Annotated in this window: 14 protein-coding genes; 10 read left to right on the top strand and 4 right to left on the bottom strand. The window is 71.5% G+C overall.

The window, feature by feature from the left end; translation table 11 throughout:
* Nucleotides 1-48 precede the first annotated feature (48 nt).
* The 4 genes from IF29_RS0100320 to IF29_RS0100305 all read right to left on the bottom strand — a co-directional run bounded on the left by IF29_RS0100320 (nucleotide 49) and on the right by IF29_RS0100305 (nucleotide 5,604).
* Nucleotides 49-1,551 (bottom strand): NCS2 family permease, encoded by a 1,503-nt coding sequence (locus IF29_RS0100320; RefSeq protein ID WP_030248065.1) that lies wholly within the window; start codon nucleotides 1,549-1,551, stop codon nucleotides 49-51.
* 281 nt (nucleotides 1,552-1,832) lie between these two features.
* On the bottom strand, nucleotides 1,833-4,178 hold the full coding sequence (pucD, locus tag IF29_RS0100315; protein WP_051724764.1) for a xanthine dehydrogenase subunit D: 2,346 nt from the start codon (nucleotides 4,176-4,178) through the stop codon (nucleotides 1,833-1,835).
* 26 nt (nucleotides 4,179-4,204) lie between these two features.
* Nucleotides 4,205-4,699, bottom strand: coding sequence for a (2Fe-2S)-binding protein (locus IF29_RS0100310; protein WP_030248062.1), 495 nt, complete (start codon nucleotides 4,697-4,699; stop codon nucleotides 4,205-4,207).
* Nucleotides 4,696-5,604 carry an FAD binding domain-containing protein gene (locus tag IF29_RS0100305; RefSeq protein WP_030248060.1) on the bottom strand — a complete coding sequence of 303 codons (909 nt, stop codon included), beginning with the start codon at nucleotides 5,602-5,604 and terminating at the stop codon, nucleotides 4,696-4,698. The genes IF29_RS0100310 and IF29_RS0100305 overlap by 4 nt, the downstream gene beginning before the upstream one ends.
* Nucleotides 5,605-5,859: 255 nt before the next feature.
* Here IF29_RS0100305 and IF29_RS0100300 point away from each other — a divergent pair, with 255 nt between their 5' ends.
* The 10 genes from IF29_RS0100300 (at nucleotide 5,860) to IF29_RS0100255 (ending at nucleotide 17,256) form a co-directional block, all read left to right on the top strand.
* Entirely contained in the window at nucleotides 5,860-7,893 is a 2,034-nt protein-coding gene (locus tag IF29_RS0100300) for a M3 family metallopeptidase (RefSeq protein WP_037593946.1), read from the top strand.
* Nucleotides 7,894-8,023: 130 nt separating this feature from the next.
* Entirely contained in the window at nucleotides 8,024-9,598 is a 1,575-nt protein-coding gene (locus tag IF29_RS0100295) for a PucR family transcriptional regulator (protein ID WP_030248054.1), read from the top strand.
* Nucleotides 9,599-9,658: 60 nt separating this feature from the next.
* Nucleotides 9,659-10,672 carry a sugar ABC transporter substrate-binding protein gene (locus tag IF29_RS0100290; protein WP_051724719.1) on the top strand — a complete coding sequence of 338 codons (1,014 nt, stop codon included), beginning with the start codon at nucleotides 9,659-9,661 and terminating at the stop codon, nucleotides 10,670-10,672.
* Nucleotides 10,669-11,709, top strand: coding sequence for an ABC transporter permease (locus IF29_RS0100285; protein ID WP_030248050.1), 1,041 nt, complete (start codon nucleotides 10,669-10,671; stop codon nucleotides 11,707-11,709). Before IF29_RS0100290 ends, IF29_RS0100285 begins: the two co-directional genes overlap by 4 nt.
* Nucleotides 11,706-12,536 carry an ATP-binding cassette domain-containing protein gene (locus tag IF29_RS0100280; protein WP_030248048.1) on the top strand — a complete coding sequence of 277 codons (831 nt, stop codon included), beginning with the start codon at nucleotides 11,706-11,708 and terminating at the stop codon, nucleotides 12,534-12,536. The genes IF29_RS0100285 and IF29_RS0100280 overlap by 4 nt, the downstream gene beginning before the upstream one ends.
* Nucleotides 12,533-13,639: an ROK family glucokinase gene (locus IF29_RS0100275; RefSeq protein ID WP_084713297.1), complete on the top strand. Its 1,107-nt coding sequence runs from the start codon at nucleotides 12,533-12,535 to the stop codon at nucleotides 13,637-13,639. The genes IF29_RS0100280 and IF29_RS0100275 overlap by 4 nt, the downstream gene beginning before the upstream one ends.
* A gap of 170 nt (nucleotides 13,640-13,809) precedes the next feature.
* The gene (locus tag IF29_RS0100270; protein WP_030248043.1) at nucleotides 13,810-15,240 is read left to right on the top strand and encodes an ammonium transporter; all 1,431 of its coding nucleotides are present in this window, start codon (nucleotides 13,810-13,812) and stop codon (nucleotides 15,238-15,240) included.
* Nucleotides 15,237-15,578 (top strand): P-II family nitrogen regulator, encoded by a 342-nt coding sequence (locus IF29_RS0100265; protein WP_030248040.1) that lies wholly within the window; start codon nucleotides 15,237-15,239, stop codon nucleotides 15,576-15,578. The genes IF29_RS0100270 and IF29_RS0100265 overlap by 4 nt, the downstream gene beginning before the upstream one ends.
* Before the next feature lie 242 nt (nucleotides 15,579-15,820).
* Nucleotides 15,821-16,462, top strand: coding sequence for a class I SAM-dependent methyltransferase (locus tag IF29_RS0100260; protein ID WP_051724718.1), 642 nt, complete (start codon nucleotides 15,821-15,823; stop codon nucleotides 16,460-16,462).
* Between the two features lie 155 nt (nucleotides 16,463-16,617).
* A complete protein-coding gene (locus IF29_RS0100255; RefSeq protein ID WP_030248036.1) occupies nucleotides 16,618-17,256 on the top strand; it encodes an MBL fold metallo-hydrolase in 639 nt (212 codons plus the stop codon).
* Nucleotides 17,257-17,294: the final 38 nt, after the last annotated feature.

Raw genomic sequence — 17,294 nt, 5'->3', positions numbered from 1 at the left:
TCCTTCGGAAGGTGGAGGGGGGATGGGGGATGGGGGGAGGAGGGCCGGCTAGTGGATGCCGAGCCAGGCCTTCAGCGGGTGCAGGGCGAAGAAGACGACGAACACCAGCGAGAGCGACCACATCAGTACGCCGGGCTCGCGCCACTTGCCCGCGCCGGCCTTGATGACCACGTAGGAGATGACACCGGCGCCGACACCCGCGGTGATCGAGTAGGTGAACGGCATCAGCGCGATGGTGAGGAAGGCCGGGATGGCCACCTCCCGGTCGCCCCAGTCGATGTGGCGGGCCTGGGTGAGCATCATCGAGCCGATCACGACCAGGGCGGCCGCGGCGACATGGCCCGGGACCATGCCCGCCAGCGGGGTGAAGAAGAGCATGAAGGCGAAGACCGCGCCGGTGACCACGCTGGCGAAGCCGGTCCTGGCGCCGTCGCCGACGCCGGTGGCGGACTCGATGAACACCGTCTGGCCCGAGGCGCCGGCCAGGCCGCCGATCGCGCCGCCGGCGCCGTCCACCAGCAGGGCCTTGGACAGTCCGGGCATCCGGCCCTGCTTGTCGGCCAGCCCGGCCTCGGTGCCGATGCCGATGATGGTGGCCATCGCGTCGAAGAAGCCGGCCAGGACCAGGGTGAAGACCGCGAAGCCCGCGCTCAGCGCGCCCATGCCGTGCGAGCCGAAGGCGCCGAACAGGTCGATGTGGCCGAAGAGCCCGAAGTTCGGGGCGGAGACCGGGTTGCCGGGCCACTTGGGCACGGACAGGCCCCAGGTGCTGGCCGGCAGGTTCAGCGCCGCCTGCAGGATCAGTGAGAGCACGGTGCCGATGGCGATGCCGATCAGGATCGCGCCGCGGACCTTGCGGACCTGGAGCACGAAGATCGACAGCAGCGTGATCGCGAAGATCAGCACCGGCCAGCCGGTCAGGTTGCCGATGGAGCCGAGCTGGACCGGGGTGTCGGAGTGCGCCGCGTCCGGGACGCGGGTCACGAATCCGGCGTTGACCAGGCCGATCAGCGCGATGAACAGCCCGATGCCGATGGTGATCGCATGCTTGATCGCCAGCGGGATGCCGTTCATGATCATCTCTCGGAGTCCGGAGACGACCATGATCACGATCAGTGCGCCGTAGATCACGCAGAGGCCCATCGCCTGCGGCCAGGTGACGTGCGGGGCCATCACGGCGGCGAGGGTGTTGGAGACGCTGAGCCCGGCCGCCGCGGCGAGCGGGGCGTTGCCGACCACGCCGAGCAGGATGGTGGTGACCGCCGCCGCCAGGGCGGTGGCGGTGGTGACCTGAGCGTGGTTCAGATGGGCGCCGTTGACGTCCGCGACCGAGAGGATGATCGGGTTCAACAGCAGGATGTAGGCCATCGCCATGAAGGTGGTGAGGCCGCCGCGGATCTCGTTGCCGATGGACGAGCCACGGGCGCTGATCTTGAAATAGGCGTCCAGCGCGTTCTTCGGCGCGGGATGGGCCGGCGACGGGGACGGGGACGAGGTGGCGTCCGCGTCGGTCTCGGCGGTAACTCTGGATTCCGTGGGGATCTGGGTCACGGGTTCCACTCCCAAGGTTCATAGGGGGTTGGGGTGGGGCTCGCGGCCGGCCTGATGGCCCGTCTGGTAGGGGAACAGGGGACGGTGCGGCTCGCAGGTGGTGCTGTCCGTCCGTACGGCTCCGGCGAGAGCGGTGTACGGGCGGTGGTGCTGATCCGGTCGTGCGCCTGGTGGTTCATGCCTGTACCTCGGTACTGCGGCTCGGTACTGCGGTGGTGCAACCCCGGGGCGGATCTGTGGGAAGACAGGACGGCCGCCCCGGGGAGGTTCATGACGGACCCTCAGGTCCCGGTGATGTGTTCCGGACGGACCGGCACCCGGTTCAGGGCCAGGCCGGTCGCGGCGCGGATGGCCGAGACGATGGCCGGCGTGGAGGAGAGGGTGGGGGCCTCGCCGACGCCGCGCAGCCCGTACGGGGCGTTGGGGTCGGCCAGTTCCATGATCTCGACCGGCTGCGGCGGGGTGTCCAGGATGGTGGGGATCAGGTAGTCGGTGAAGGAGGGATTGCGCACCTTCCCGTCCTTGGTGATGATCTCCTCCATCACGGCCAGCCCCAGGCCCTGGGTGGAGCCGCCCTGGATCTGCCCGATCACCGACAGCGGGTTCAGCGCCTTGCCGACGTCCTGGGCGGCGGCCAGCTCGACCACCTTCACCAGGCCCAGCTCCACGTCCACGTCCACCACCGCGCGGTGCGCGCAGAAGGTGTACTGGACGTGGCCGAAGCCCTGCCCGGTCTCCTTGTCGAAGGGGACGGTGGGCCGGTGGTGGTGCTCGCGGGTCAGGTCGATCGCCTGGTCGCCGAGCAGGTCCACCATGGAGATCAGCACGCCGGCCGAGGCGGAGACGACCTTGCCGCCGATCAGCGAGAGGTCGTTGTAGGTCCAGCCGTAGCGCGAACGCCCCAGGTTGAAGAGCTCGTTGCGGACCGCCTCGGCGGCCAGCTTCACCGCGCCGCCGGTCATGTAGGTCTGCCGGGAGGCGGAGGTGGAGCCCGCCGAGCCGACCTCGGTGTTGGCCGGGTGGATGGTGACCTGCTCGACGCCCAGCTCGGTGCGGGCGATCTGGCCGTGCACGGTGACGCCGCCCTGGCCGACCTCGGCCATCGCGGTGTGCACCATGGCGACCGGCTCGCCGCCGATGACCTCGAGACGGACCCGGGCGGTGGAGTAGTCGTCGAAGCCCTCGGAGAAGCCGACGTTCTTCAGGCCCACCGCGTAGCCCACGCCGCGGACGATGCCCTCGCCGTGCGAGGTGTTCGACAGCGCGCCGGGCAGCTCGCGGATGTCCAGGTGGTGCTCGGTGTCCAGCGGCGGCGGCAGCGGCAGGTCCTTGACCTTCTGCAGCAGCTCGGCCACCGGCGCCGGGGCGTCGATGACCTGACCGGTCGGCAGGTGCGAGCCCTGCGAGACGGCGTTCAGCTGGCGCAGCTCCACCGGGTCCATGCCCAGCTCCGCGGCCAGCCGGTCCAGCTGGGTCTCGTAGGCGAAGCAGGCCTGGACCGCGCCGAAGCCGCGCATCGCGCCGCAGGAGGGGTTGTTGCTGTAGTAGGCGATGGCCAGCACGTTGACGTTGGGCACCTCGTAGGGGCCCACGCTCAGCGAGGAGGCGTTGCCGACCACGGCCGGGGAGGCGGAGGCGTAGGCGCCGCCGTCCAGCACGATCCGGGCGTCCATGTAGACGAGCCTGCCGTCGCGGGTCGCGCCGTGCTCGTAGCGCATCTTCGCCGGGTGGCGGTGGACGTGCCCGAAGAAGGACTCCTCGCGGGAGTACACGATCTTGACGGGCTTTCCGGTGCGCTGCGCCAGCAGGCAGGCGTGGATCTGCATGGACAGGTCCTCGCGGCCGCCGAAGGCGCCGCCGACGCCGGCCAGGGTGAGCCGCACCTTGTTCTCGGGCAGCCCCAGCACCGGCGCCACCTGCTGGCGGTCCACGTGCAGCCACTGGGTGGCGATGTACAGGTCGATGCCGCCGTCCTCGGCGGGCACCGCCAGGCCGGACTCCGGGCCGAGGAAGGCCTGGTCCTGCATGCCGACCTCGTACTCGCCGACCACCACGACGTCGGCCATGGCCCGGACGTCGTCGTTCACGCCGAGGCCGGAGACGACCTTCTGCGAGTGCACCACATTGCCGGAGGCGTGGCCCCGGTACTCCTCGGGCTCGTGGACGTAGCCGAAGGTCTCCGGGTTCTGGCAGTGCTCCTCGGTGGTGATCGGGGCGAGCACCTCGTACTCGACCTTGATCTTCGCCAGCGCCCGGCGCGCGGTCTCCGGGTGGTCGGCGGCGACGATGGCGACGGCCTCGCCGTGGTAGCGGACCTTGCCGAAGGCCAGTGCCGGCTGGTCCTGGATCTCCAGGCCGTAGTACTTGCTGCCGGGGATGTCCTCGTGGGTCATCACCGCGTACACGCCGGGCTGGGTCAGCGCCTCGGTGGTGTCGATGGAGAGGATCCGGGCGTGGGCGTGCGGCGAGCGCAGCGCCATGCCCCACAACATGTCCTCGTGCCACAGGTCGGAGGAGTAGGCGAACTCGCCCCTGACCTTCAGCGTGCCGTCGGGCCGCAGCGGGGAGCCGCCGATGCCGTCCGGGTGCGCGGTGGTGATGTCCTGGAGGTTCTTCTCACCGCGGATGGTCCGCGTGGCGGAGTTGCGGGCACTCACTGGGACACCTCCGAGCTGTTACTGCTGCACTTGCGGGCGGAGGCGAGGCGGACCGCGTCCATGATCTTCTCGTAGCCGGTGCAGCGGCAGAGGTTGCCGGACAGGGCCTCGCGGATGTCGCTGTCGCTGGGCTGCGGCTCGCGCTCCAGCAGGTCGTGGGTCTGCACCAGCAGGCCGGGGGTGCAGAAGCCGCACTGGACGGCGCCGGCGTCGATGAACGCCTGCTGCACCGGGTCCAGGCCGTTCTCGTCGTCGGCCAGGCCCTCGACGGTGCGGACCTCGCGATCCTGCACCTGGCCGGCCGCGACCAGACAGCTGCAGACCGGCGAGCCGTCCAGGTAGACCGTGCAGGAGCCGCACTCGCCCTGCTCGCAGGCGTTCTTGGAGCCCGGCAGGCCCAGCCGCTCGCGCAGCATGAACAGCAGGCTCTCGCCCTCCCAGACGTCGTCGGCCTCGACCGGCCGACCGTTGGCGTTGAAGGTCACCCTCATGCTGCTGCGCTCCTCAGGGACTGCGTGTACTCGTTCCAGGTCCAGGTCAGGGTCCGCCGGGCCATCACCGCGAGGGCGTGGCGGCGGTAGGCCGCGCTGCCGCGCACGTCGTCGATGGGGGAGGCGGCGGCGGAGACCAGCTCGCCGAAGCGCTGGACGGCGGCCGGGCCGATCAGGCCGCCGCTCTGCCACAGGCCGCGCTCGGCCAGCTCGTCGGCGAGGAACTGCTCGGCCTCGGGGGCCCGGCGCGGGGTGGGCGCGGCGGAGCCGATGCCGGTGCCGACCGTCCCGTTCTTGGGGTGCAGCGCGAAGCCGAACGCGCAGACCGCGATGACCATGGCGTTGCGGGTGCCGATCTTGGAGAACTGCTGCGGCCCGTCCGCGACCGGGATGCGGACCGCGCGGATCAGCTCGTCCGGCTGCAGGCTGTTGCGTTTGACCCCGACGTAGAAGTCGTCGATGGCGATCAGCCGGGTACCGCGCACCGACTCGGCCTCGACGAACACGTCCTTGCCGGCCGCCAGCAGGGCGGGGTGGGCGTCCCCGGCGGGGGAGGCGCCGCCCAGGTTGCCGCCCACGCTGCCGCGGTTGCGGATCTGCGGGGAGCCGACCGTGTTGCCCGCGATGGACAGGCCCTGCAGCGGTCCGGACAGCTCCTTGGTGATCCGGGCGTAGGGCACCGCGGCGCCCAGCCGGATCACCTCCCCGTCCTGGCCCTCGTAGGTTCCTGACTCCCACTCGGTGAGCTCGGTGATGCGGTTCAGGTCGAGCAGGGCGCCGGGGCGGTGGCGGTCGAAGTTGAGCTCGACCATCACATCGGTGCCGCCGGAGATCGGCAGCGCGGACGGGTTCTCGGCCTTCGCCGCGAGTGCCTCGTCCCAGGTGGCGGGCCGCAGGAACTCCATGCGGTGACTCCTTTGTCAGACGTGCGGTGTGTCGTGCTGTGGGGGTCTGCTGCAGCTGTGCGGGGTTGTGAGCAGTAGACAAGCGCCGGGGGGTGTGTCGGCAGTCACTGATGGCATGAACCCCTCGGTACGGAGCCACCGGAGCCGCTGTACTTTTCTCCAACCGATGGCCCTCCGTTCACGGCGTCGTCACCGGGCGGACCCGCGTCGGAATTCAGGGGCTGAGCTGCCACCCCGAGGCGTAGTGTCTGGCGGATGAGCAACCCCTTCCTGAGCCCCAGCCCCCTGCCGTTCGAACTGCCGCCGTTCGCCGAGATCCGCGAGGAGCACTACCTCCCCGCCTTCGAGGCGGGCATGGCGGAGCAGCTCGCCGAGGTCGCCGCCATCAGCGGCATTTCAGGGACCGGCAGCCCGGAGCCGCCGACCTTCGAGAACACCATCGAGGCTCTGGAGCGCTCAGGCGCCGTGCTGAGCCGGGTGTCGCTCGCCTTTTCCAACAAGACCGCGTCCGACACCACCCCGGGCCTGCAGGCGTTGGACGCCGAGATCAGTCCCCGGCTGGCCGAGCACAGCGATGCGATCAACCTGGACCAGGCCCTCTTCGCCCGGATCGACGCGCTCTACCAGCAGCGCGCCGAGCTGCGGCTGGACCCGGAGTCGGAGCACCTCCTGCAGCGCTACCACGACCGCTTCGTCCGGGCCGGGGCGCGTCTGGGCGAGGCCGAGCGGGACCGGTTGCGGCAGATCAACGCCGAGCTGGCCTCGCTGGGCACCGCGTTCGAGCAGAACGTCTTCGCCGACACCCGGGCGGCCGCCCTGGTCCTGGACAGCGCCGAGGAGCTGGCCGGACTCCCCGAGCTGGCCGTCGCGGCCGCCGCCGAGAACGGGCGTGCGCTGGGACGCGACGGCAAGTACGTACTGAGCCTGCAGAGCTACAGCAACCAGCCGGAGCTCGCGTCGCTGGACGATCCCGCGGTGCGCCGCCGGCTGCTGGCCGCCTCGCTCGGGCGCGGCGCCGGGTCCAACCCCGACCTGATCCGGCGGATGGTGGTGCTCCGCGCCGAGCGCGCCGCGCTGCTGGGCTTCGCCAATCACGCCGAGTACGTGGTCGCCGACCAGACAGCCGGCAGCACCGAGGCCGTGGAGACCATGCTGACCGGACTGGTCCGCCCGGCGGTCGCCAACGCCCGCCGCGAGGCCGAGGCGCTGGCCGCCGAGGCTGGCGTGGAGCGGATCGAGGCCGCCGACTGGAAGTACTGGTCCGAGAAGGTCCGCAAGGCCCGCTACGACGTCGACGCCTCGGTGATGCGGCCCTACCTGGAGCTGGAGTCGGTGATCCGCAACGGCGCGTTCTTCGCCGCCGAGCAGGTCTACGGGCTGAGCTTCACCGAGCGCACCGACCTGGTCGGCCACCACCCCGACAGCCGGGTCTTCGAGGTCAAGGACGCCGACGGCAGCCCGGTCGGGCTGTTCATCGGCGACTGGTTCGCCCGCGAGTCCAAGCGCGGCGGCGCCTGGATGAACGAGGTGGTGCTGCAGTCGCACCTGCTGGGCACGCTGCCGGTGGTGGTGAACAACCTGAACATCGTCAAGCCCCCGGCCGGCGAGCCGGCGCTGCTGAGCTGGGACGAGGTCACCACCCTGTTCCACGAGTTCGGCCACGCGCTGCACGGCCTGCTCTCCGACGTCCGCTACCCGCTCGCCTCCGGGACCCAGGTGGCCCAGGACTTCGTCGAGTACCCCTCGCAGGTCAACGAGATGTGGGCGGACTGGCCGCTGGTGCTGGCCAACTACGCCAAGCACCACGTCACCGGCGAGCCGATGCCGGCCGAGCTGGTCACCCGGATGAAGCAGGCCGAGAGCTTCGGCGAGGGCTTCCGGACCGTGGAGTACCTGGCCGCGACGCTGCTCGACTGGGCCTGGCACACCGTCCCGGCCGGGACCGACCCCGGGGACGTCGAGGCCTTCGAGACCGCGGCGCTGGAGCGGTACGGCATCGCGATGCCGGAGATCCCGGTGCGCTACCGCAGCGGGTACTTCGCGCACATCTTCGCGGGCGGGTGGTACGCGGCCGGGTACTACGGCTACATCTGGTCCGAGGTGCTGGACGCGGACACGGTGGAGTGGTTCAAGGAGAACGGGAAGTCGATCCGGGAGAGCGGGGAGATCTTCCGCAGGGAGCTGCTGGCCGTCGGCGGGAGCAAGGACGCGATGGCGGCGTTTGCGGGGTTCCGGGGGAGGGGGCCGGAGATCGAGCCGTTGTTGGTGCGGAGGGGGCTGACCGGCTGATCCGCTGTGGGTGGCTGGGCGCGCAGTTCCCCGCGCCCCTGGGGTGCGTTCGGGGTTGCTCCATGGTGGGTTGGGTCGGGTAACGTGCGGCAACGCGCTTGCCACAAAACGTCAACCCGGAGGTATCCCCGTGCGGATCGGAGCACTGCTCGCGCCTGCCGCACCGCGGCTGCGCCTGCTGGCCGGGCGCGAGGAGCTGGACCGGGTGGTGTCCGGGGTGATGACCACCGACCTGCACGATCCCGGGCGGTACCTGCAGGGCGGTGAGCTGGTGCTCACCGGGATGCTGTGGCGCAGCGGCGCCGAGGACTCGGAGCGGTTCGTCCGGGGCCTCGCCGCCGCCGGCGCCGTCGGGCTGGCGGCGGGCGAGGCCGAGGTCGGGCCGGTGCCCGAGGACCTGGTCGCGGCCTGCGAGCGGCACCGGATGCCGCTGTTCGCGGTGCCCGAGGACGTGGCCTTCGCGCAGCTCACCGAGTACGTGGTGCGGCAGGTGTCGGCGGACCGGGCAGCCGACCTGTCGGCGCTGGTGGACCGGCACCGCGTGCTGGTCTCCGCCAGCGGCGGGGCCGGTCTGGACGCGGTGCTGGAACTGCTCGGCGGCGATCTGGACCTGGACTGCTGGGTGCTCACCCCCAGCGGCCGGGTGGTCGCCGGACCACCCGACCGGCTCAACGAGGCCGAACGGGACCAACTGGTCCGGGCCCATCTGGACGGCCAGCGCCGCCGTCCCGGCCCGTCGGTCCGGGCCCGGGTCGGTAGCCGGCAGTTCTCGGTGCTGCCGGTCGCCGCGGAGGGCACCGGGCTGCTGGCGCAGTGGCTGCTGGCGGTCGAGGGCGACGTCACCGAGTGGACGCCCAAGCGGCAGCAGCTCGCCGAGAACCTGGCCCGGCTGGCCGGGGCCGAGCGGGAGCGCCGGGACGAGAGCCGAAGGCTGCGGATCCGGCTGGCCGACGAGGTGATCACGCTGCTGCAGCGGGACGCCCCGCCGGAGGAGCTCAGCCGGGCGCTGGAGGCCTCGCTGGCGATGGCGCAGACCGCCCTGGGCACCCCGATGCCGGACTCCTGGGTGGTGGTCTCGGCCGAGGGCCAGGGGCTGCCCGAGGGTGCGGCGCGGGCCGCCTTGGTCGAGGCGCTCACTGGCGCGGACGACCGGGCCCTGATCGGCGGCGGCGGGACCGGCGCGATCCTGCTGGTCCCCGAGCCGGCCGACGGCAGCACCATGGCGGAGCTGCTGCGGGCCCTGCTGGCGCCGCTGGAGGCGGGGCTCGGCGCGGACGGACGGCTGACCCTGGGCGCCAGCGCCCCGGCCGCCTCGGCGGGCGGGCTGCGCGGCGCGCTGGAGGAGGCCCGGCACGCCCGCCGGATCGCCGCCTCCCGGGTCGGCCGGATCTGCGTCAGCGGCCCCGAGGAACTGGCCTCGCACGTGCTGCTGCTCGCCGCGGTCCCGGACGAGGTGCGACGGGCCTTCCGCAGCAGGCTGCTGGACCGGGTCATCGGCTACGACCTGGAGCACCAGGCCGACCTGGTCCGCACCCTCGGCGCGTTCCTGCGCTACGACGGCTCCTGGACCCGCTGCGCCGCCGCGCTGCACGTGCACGTCAACACGCTGCGGTACCGGATCGGGCGGATCGAGGAGCTGACCGGGCGGGACCTGTCCAAGCTGGAGGACCGGGTGGACTTCTACCTGGCCCTGGAGCTGTCCTGACGCCACCCGCCCGGGTGAACGCGGACGGCGGCTGACGGCGGGTCAGCGCAGACTGGGGCCATGCGCCGTCCCCTCCTGCCCGCCGCCGCAGCCGTACTGGCCTCGGCCCTCATGCTGGCGGGCTGCAGCAGCACCGGCGGGCTGCGGGCCGAGGAGGCCGCCCGTTCGGCCGCGGCGGCCGGCGGCGGCTCCGGGGTCACCACCCCGCGCTGGACCTTTGCCATGGTCACCCACGCCGGCAGCGGCGACTCCTTCTGGGACACCGTCCGCAAGGGCTCGGAGCAGGCCGCCGCCAAGGACAACATCAACTTCCTCTACTCCAACGACGCCAACACGGCCAACCAGGTGCAGCTGGTGCAGGCCGCGATCGACCAGAAGGTCGACGGACTGATCGTCACCCTGGCCAAGGGCGACGCGATGAAGGACGTGCTGGCCAAGGCGGAGGCGGCCGGGATCCCGGTGATCAGCGTCAACTCCGGCGAGGAGTACGCGGCGAAGTTCGGCGCGCTGACCCATGTCGGCCAGGACGAGTCCACCGCCGGGAAGGCCGCCGGGGCCGAGCTGAAGCAGCGCGGGCGCCGGAGCGTGCTGTGCGTCATCCACGAGCAGGGCAACGTCGGCCAGGAGCAGCGCTGCAACGGCGCCAGGGCCGGTTTCGGCGGCCCGCTGCAGGTGCTCTACGTCAACGGCACCGACCTGCCGGACGCCAAGGCGGCGATCTCGGCGAAGCTGCAGGCGGACGCCTCGGTGGACACCGTGCTGACGCTGAGCGCGCCGCTGGCCGCCACCGCGCTGCAGGCGGTCGGCGACGCGGGCCGGGCGGCCGGCAGCACCGAGACCGACACCTTCGACCTCAGCAGCCAGGTGGTGGCCGGGCTGAAGTCCGGGACGGTCGGCTTCGCCGTGGACCAGCAGCCCTATCTGCAGGGCTACGAGGGCGTGGACCTGCTCTGGCTCTACAAGTACAACCTCAATGTGCTGGGCGGCGGCAGCCCGGTGGCGACCGGGCCGCAGATCCTCACCGCCAAGGACGCGCCCGCGCTGGCCCAGTACGTCGCCAGGGGGACCCGATGAGCGGTCCTGACCTGCTGTCAGCGGGGGACGAGCGGCTGGCTCCCCGGTCCGCGGTGCGCCGGCTGATGGCGCGTCCGGAGCTGGGCGCGCTGGTCGGCGCGGTGGCGGTGTTCCTCTTCTTCGCCGTCGTCACCAGCACCTTCCTCACCCCGGGCGCGCTGGGCACGGTGCTCTACTCGGCCTCCACCATCGGCATCATGGCGGTGCCGGTGGCGCTGCTGATGATCGGCGGCGAGTTCGACCTGTCGGCCGGGGTGCTGGTCACCACCGCGGCGCTGGCCTCGTCCATGGTGTCGTACCAGTTCACGGCGGTGACCTGGGTCGGGGTCGGGGTCTCACTGGTGGTCACGCTGGGCATCGGGCTGTTCAACGGCTGGGTGCTGACCCGGACCCGGCTGCCCAGCTTCATCGTCACCCTGGGCACCTTCCTGATGCTGACCGGCGCCAACCTGGGCGTGACCCAGCTGGTGGACGGCACGGTGGCGACCAAGTCGATCGCCGACATGCAGGGCTACCGCTCCTGCGCCTGGCTGTTCGCCGGCTCCTTCACCGTGGGCGGGCTGACGGTCCGGGCGACGGTGTGGTGGTGGCTGGGCCTGGTGCTGGTTGCCGGCTGGCTGCTGCTGCGGACCCGCTTCGGCAACTGGGTCTTCGCGGTGGGCGGGGACGCCGACGCGGCCAGGGCGGTGGGGGTGCCGGTCGGCCGGACGAAGATCGCACTGTATCTGGGGGTGGCGCTGTGCGCCTGGATCCTGGGCCAGCACCTGCTGTTCTCCTTCGACACGGTGCAGTCCGGCGAGGGCGTCGGCAACGAGCTGATCTACATCGTCGCCGCGGTCATCGGCGGCTGCCTGATCACCGGCGGCTACGGTTCGGCGGCCGGCTCGGCGCTGGGGGCGGCGATCTTCGGGATGACCAGCAAGGGCATCGTCTACGCCCAGTGGGACCCGGACTGGTTCAAGTTCTTCCTCGGCGCGATGCTGCTGCTGGCCACCCTGCTCAACTCCTGGGTGCGGCGCCGGGCGGAGCACGGATGACCGCCCCGCCGCCTCCCTTGCTGGAGCTCTCCGGGATCGGCAAGAACTACGGCAGTGTGCTGGCGCTGCGCGACGTCGGCCTGGTGGTCGAGGCCGGTTCGATCAGCTGTGTGCTGGGTGACAACGGCGCCGGCAAGTCCACCCTGATCAAGGTGGTCGCCGGGCTGCACGCCCATGACACCGGCTCGTACCGGATCTCGGGCGAGGAGGTGCACCTCTCCTCGCCGCGGCAGGCCCTGGACCGGGGCATCGCCACCGTCTACCAGGACCTGGCCGTGGTGCCGCTGATGCCGGTCTGGCGCAACTTCTTCCTCGGCTCGGAGCTGCAGCGCGGCCGGGGTCCTACCGCTCGGCTGGACGTCGCCGCGATGCGGGCCACCACCCGGGAGGCGCTGCTGCGGATGGGCATCGACCTGCGCGACGTGGACCAGCCGATCGGCACCCTCTCCGGCGGCGAGCGGCAGTGCACCGCGATCGCCCGGGCGGTCCACTTCGGCGCGAAGGTGCTGGTCCTGGACGAGCCCACGGCCGCGCTGGGGGTGAAGCAGTCCGGGGTGGTGCTCAAGTACGTCGCCGCCGCCCGGGACCAGGGGCTGGGCGTGGTGCTGATCACCCACAACCCGCACCACGCCTACCTGGTCGGAGATCGCTTCCTGCTGCTGAAAAGAGGGAGGATGGCCGGCAGCCACACCAGGGCGGAGATCACCCTGGAACAGCTGACGGCCGAGATGGCCGGAGGCTCCGAGCTCGCCGAACTCAGCCATGAGCTGCGGCGCGCCGGGGTGGTGCCAGCAGATCCCGGTGAAGGAACGGAACCGACCACGTGACCACCCCGCGTACCCCGTACACCCGCGTCTCCGGACTCAGCGCCGCCAGGCGCCGGACCGCCCCGCGCCGCGACGGCGCCCCCCGCCCCGGGCTGCTGCGGCTGCCGACCGTGGGCATCGACATCGGCGGCACCAAGATCGCCGCCGGGGTAGTGGACGGCGAGGGACGGATCCTGGAGCAGCTGCGCACCGAGACGCCGCACAAGAGCAAGAGCCCCAAGGTGGTCGAGGACACCATCACCGAGCTGGTGCTGGACCTGGCGGACCGTCACGACGTGCACGCGGTGGGCATCGGCGCGGCCGGGTTCGTGGACGCCGACCGGTCCAGGGTGCTCTTCGCCCCGCACCTGTCCTGGCGCAACGAGCCGCTGCGGGAGGCGCTGAGCTCGCGGCTCAGGCTCCCGGTAGTGGTCGAGAACGACGCCAACGCCGCCGCCTGGGCCGAGTGGCGCTTCGGCGCCGGCGCCGGCACCGACCACCTGGTGATGGTGAACCTGGGCACCGGCATCGGCGGCGCCATCGTCCGCGACGGCTGGCTGGAGCGCGGGCGGTACGGCATGGCCGGGGAGTTCGGCCATATGACGGTGGTGCCGGGCGGGCTGCGCTGCCCCTGCGGCAACCGGGGCTGCTGGGAGCAGTACTCCTCCGGCAACGCCCTGGTCCGCGAGGCCAGGGAGCTGGCCGCGGCCGAGTCGCCGGTGGCCCAGCCGCTGCTGGACCGGGTCGACGGCGACGTCGCGCTGATCACCGGCCCGCTGGTGACCGAGGCGGCGCAGCAGGGCGACGCGGTGGCGGTGGAACTGCTCCAGGAGATCGGCCACTGGCTCGGTCTGGGCATCGCCAACCTGGCCGCGGCACTGGACCCGGGCCGCTTCGTGATCGGCGGCGGGGTCTCCGCGGCCGGCGAGCTGCTGATCGGCCCGGCCCGCGAGGCGTTCCGGCGCAACCTGACCGGGCGCGGCTTCCGGCCCGAGGCGGACATCGTGCTGGCCCGGCTGGGCAACGAGGCCGGGCTGGTCGGCGCGGCCGACCTGGCCCGGCAGGTGGCGCGCCGGTTCCGCACCGTGAAGCGCAGCCGGGTGGAGCGCCGCTCCGGCGGATGAACGATCAATTGCCTTGATTCACAACTGAACTGATCACACGTCAGTCAACAGGGGGTAATTTTTCGCCCGGAAATACTGACGCAACGTCAGGGAAACCGAACCGCTGGACCTTCCGGTTGGATGTGCGCGGCTGGGCCGCGCCGCTCGACCCCGACGGGAGGCACTGCGCAGTGATTCCCTATCCAAGTTGGCTCAACTCGGGTGACAACACGTGGCAGTTGGTGGCCGCGACGCTGGTCGGCCTGATGAGCATTCCCGGTATCGCGATCCTCTACGGCGGTCTGGTCCAACGCAAATGGGCCGTCAACACCATGCTCATGGCGTTCAGCGCGTTCTCCATCGTGCTGGTCGCCTGGGTGCTCTACGAGTTCAAGATGAGCTTCGGCAGCCCGCTGCACATGGGCCCGGGCATCCTGCGCGCCGCCGTGGGCAAGCCCGGGACCATCACCGGGGCCAAGGCGGAGATCGGCCAGGCCAACATCCCGCTGGTCAGCGGGGCCGGTCTGATGCCCGCCTTCCGCTTCCCGCAGTCCACCCTGGCCTACTTCCAGTTCGCCTTCGCGGCGATCACCCCGCTGCTGTTCCTCGGCAGCGTCATCGGCCGGATGAACTTCAGGGCCTGGCTGCTCTTCGTGCTGCTCTGGTCCGGGATCGTCTACTCGGTCAACGCCTTCCTGCTCTGGGGCGGCGGCTGGTGGGCGCAGATGGGCGCGCTGGACTACTCCGGCGGCTATGTGATCCACCTCGCCGCCGGGACCTCGGGCTTCGTGGCAGCCGCGGTCGTGGGACCGAGGCTGGCCAGGGACAGAGCCAGGGCCGTGCCCAACAACCTGCCGCTGGTGGCCTGCGGCGCGGGCTTCCTGTGGCTCGGCTGGAACGGCTTCAACGGCGGCGACATGTACTTCGGCGGCCAGAACGCGGCGGCGGCCGTGCTGAACACCAATCTGGCCACGGCGGTCGCCCTGCTCGCCTGGGTGCTGCTGGACATGTTCGCCGGCGCGCAGCGCAAGCCCACCTTCCTGGGCGCGGTCAACGGCATGATCGTCGGCCTGGTCTCGATCACCCCGGCGGCCGGCTTCGTCACCGGCACCGGCGCGATCCTGGTCGGGCTGATCGCCTCGGTCCTGGTCTGGCTGTCCTGGAACAAGCTGGCCAAGCTGAAGTTCATGAGCCGGGTCGACGACGCCCTGGGCGTGGTGCACACCCACGGTGTGGCCGGACTGGTCGGCGGGCTGCTGGTCGGCCTGTTCGCGGATCCGGCGATGGCCATCTACTACAACAAGGACGGCAGCGCCGTCTCCGTCTCCGGTCTCTTCCACGGCCACCCCAAGCAGCTGGCGCTGCAGGCCGGGGCGGCCGGGACGATCATCGTCTGGGACGGTCTGATGACCTTCGTGATCCTCAAGGTGATCGGACTGTTCGTCAGACTCCGTTCCCCGGACGAGGTGTTGGAGCTCGGCGACCTCGCGGCCCACGACGAGGAGGCGTACCCGAGCGAGGAGGGCCTGGCGGCCGTGGGCGCCGGCGCCGCCAGCACCGGCCCGCCGCCGACGGAGTCCCCGGCATCGGCCAAGAGCGCCGAACCAGCCGCTGAACCGTGAAACTGATCACGGCCGTCCTCCCGACGGCCGGCTTCGAACAGGTGCAGCAGGCGCTGCGGACCCTGGGTATCCCCGGGATCACCGTCAGCACCGTGATGGCTCCACCACTCGGACGGGTACAGGGAACTCCCAGGTTCGAGGTCTACCGGGGAGTACGCCGGCAGATCGCCCTGCGGCCCGCCGTGCGGATGGACATCGTCACCACCGACCTGGACGCCGTGGACGTGGTCCAGGTCATCACCGTCGCCGCCGGGGGCACCGGTGGCGCAGTATGGGTCCTGCCGGTCGACACCATCGTCAGGATCCGCACCAAGGAGCGCGGGGAGGCCGCGCTGTAGCGCGACCGCAGGCGGAGGCGGCGGGCCCCGACCGAGGAGTGTTCACCCTGGAATCAGGGGTAGTTCACCCGTGCAGGTCGGGGCCCTGTCCGTTCGGCCGGGGCACTGTTCGCCGTCTTGACCAAGACACGCTACTCTCGGCGCTCATGCCGGGCTGCTGGCGCGGACACAGCTATATCCCGGCGGGCTTTAAGCTTTCGGCTAGAGGTCCACAGGCTCCATACGCGAAGGTGTCACCCTTTATGGACAAGCTGGTACAGCACTCTTCCCACGACGCGTCCGACGACGACGGCGCGCCGACGGCACTCCCCGAGTACACCGAGCGACTGGCGACCCTCGAAGGTTCCGGCATCAAGCGGTTGCTGCCCACCCAGGCGCCCTATCGGTGGAACATCCGGCGGCTGGGTCTCGGACGGGTGCTGGACGTGGGGTGCGGCCTCGGGCGCAATCTGCAGAACTGCTCGCCGGACAGCGTGGGTGTGGACCACAACGAGCACTCGGTGGCCACCGCCCGGGCCCGCGGACTCAACGCCTACACCCCCGAGGAGTTCAACGCCTCGGAGGACGGCGAACCCGGGCGCTTCGACAGCCTGCTCTGCGCCCATGTGCTGGAGCACCTGGACCAGGACGTCGCCGAGGACCTGCTGACGACCTACCTGCCCTCGGTGCGGCCCGGCGGCAAGGTGGTGCTGATCACCCCGCAGGAGGCCGGCTACGCCAGCGACGCCACCCATGTGCGCTTCGTCGACCTGGACGGGCTGCGCGACCACGCCGAGACGGCCGGGGTCGAGGTGCTCCGGGCCTACTCCTTCCCGCTGCCGCGCGCGGCCGGGCGGACCTTCAAGTACAACGAGTTCGTGATGGTGGGCAGGCTCCGTCCGTAACGGGAGCTGACACGCCTTCCGGCTTCCCCGCCCGTACCGCCGCCGATGCCGCTGCCCACTCCGGCGTCCGGCCCTCCGCGGCTGAGGTGCGCCGCCCCGGACGGGTGCAGGATGGACTGATCACCCAGTGGCAGCGACAGACGACGAGGAGAGCCATGCGCCTCACCAAGATGTCCCACTCCTGCGTCCGGCTGGAGCGGGACGGCCGGACCCTGGTGCTCGACCCCGGTGTCTACTCCGAGGCCGAGGCCCTGGACGGCGCCGACGCCGTCCTGATCACCCATGAGCACTTCGACCACTTCGAGGAGTCCCGGCTCCGGGCCGCCGCCGAGGCCAACCCGGCGCTGGAGATCTGGACCAACGGCGCCGTGGCCGAGCAGCTGACCGGCCTGGGAGTGGGGCGGGTGCACCGGGTCGGGCACGGCGACGCCTTCACCGCGGCCGGCTTCGAGGTGGAGGTGCACGGCGAGTGGCACGCGCTGATCCACCCGGACATCCCACGGGTCGGCAACGTCGGTTTCGCCGTCGACGGCAAGGTGTTCCACCCCGGGGACGCGCTGACCGTACCCGATCGGCCCATTCCGACGCTGCTGCTACCGGTGCACGCGCCCTGGTCCAAGACCGGCGAGGTCGCCGACTACGCCAGGGCGGTCGGCGCCGAGCGCGCCTTCGCCCTGCACGACGTGCTGCTGAGCCCGCTGGGGCTGGCCGGGGTGGAGCGCTTCATCGGGCTCCTGGTCGAGGACGCCGGCTACGAGCGGCTGGCGCCGGGCCAGGGCGTCGAACTGCACTGAACCGGGCCGCGCCCGGGCCCAACGCGGGGCAGGCCCGA

The organism is Streptacidiphilus jeojiense, assembly GCF_000719095.1.
Lineage (GTDB): Bacteria > Actinomycetota > Actinomycetes > Streptomycetales > Streptomycetaceae > Streptacidiphilus > Streptacidiphilus jeojiensis.
The sequence above is the reverse complement of the archived record's forward strand: the minus strand, read 5'-3'. Positions and strand labels throughout refer to the sequence as shown.

What these genes read in the sequence shown, in the direction of transcription:
- IF29_RS0100310 (WP_030248062.1), bottom strand. Translation starts at nt 4,699, where the DNA reads ATGAGGGTGACCTTCAACGCCAACGGTCGGCCGGTCGAGGCCGACGAC.
- IF29_RS0100305 (WP_030248060.1), bottom strand. Translation starts at nt 5,604, where the DNA reads ATGGAGTTCCTGCGGCCCGCCACCTGGGACGAGGCACTCGCGGCGAAG.
- IF29_RS0100300 (WP_037593946.1), top strand. Translation starts at nt 5,860, where the DNA reads ATGAGCAACCCCTTCCTGAGCCCCAGCCCCCTGCCGTTCGAACTGCCG.
- IF29_RS0100290 (WP_051724719.1), top strand. Translation starts at nt 9,659, where the DNA reads ATGCGCCGTCCCCTCCTGCCCGCCGCCGCAGCCGTACTGGCCTCGGCC.
- IF29_RS0100285 (WP_030248050.1), top strand. Translation starts at nt 10,669, where the DNA reads ATGAGCGGTCCTGACCTGCTGTCAGCGGGGGACGAGCGGCTGGCTCCC.
- IF29_RS0100280 (WP_030248048.1), top strand. Translation starts at nt 11,706, where the DNA reads ATGACCGCCCCGCCGCCTCCCTTGCTGGAGCTCTCCGGGATCGGCAAG.
- IF29_RS0100260 (WP_051724718.1), top strand. Translation starts at nt 15,821, where the DNA reads ATGGACAAGCTGGTACAGCACTCTTCCCACGACGCGTCCGACGACGAC.
- IF29_RS0100255 (WP_030248036.1), top strand. Translation starts at nt 16,618, where the DNA reads ATGCGCCTCACCAAGATGTCCCACTCCTGCGTCCGGCTGGAGCGGGAC.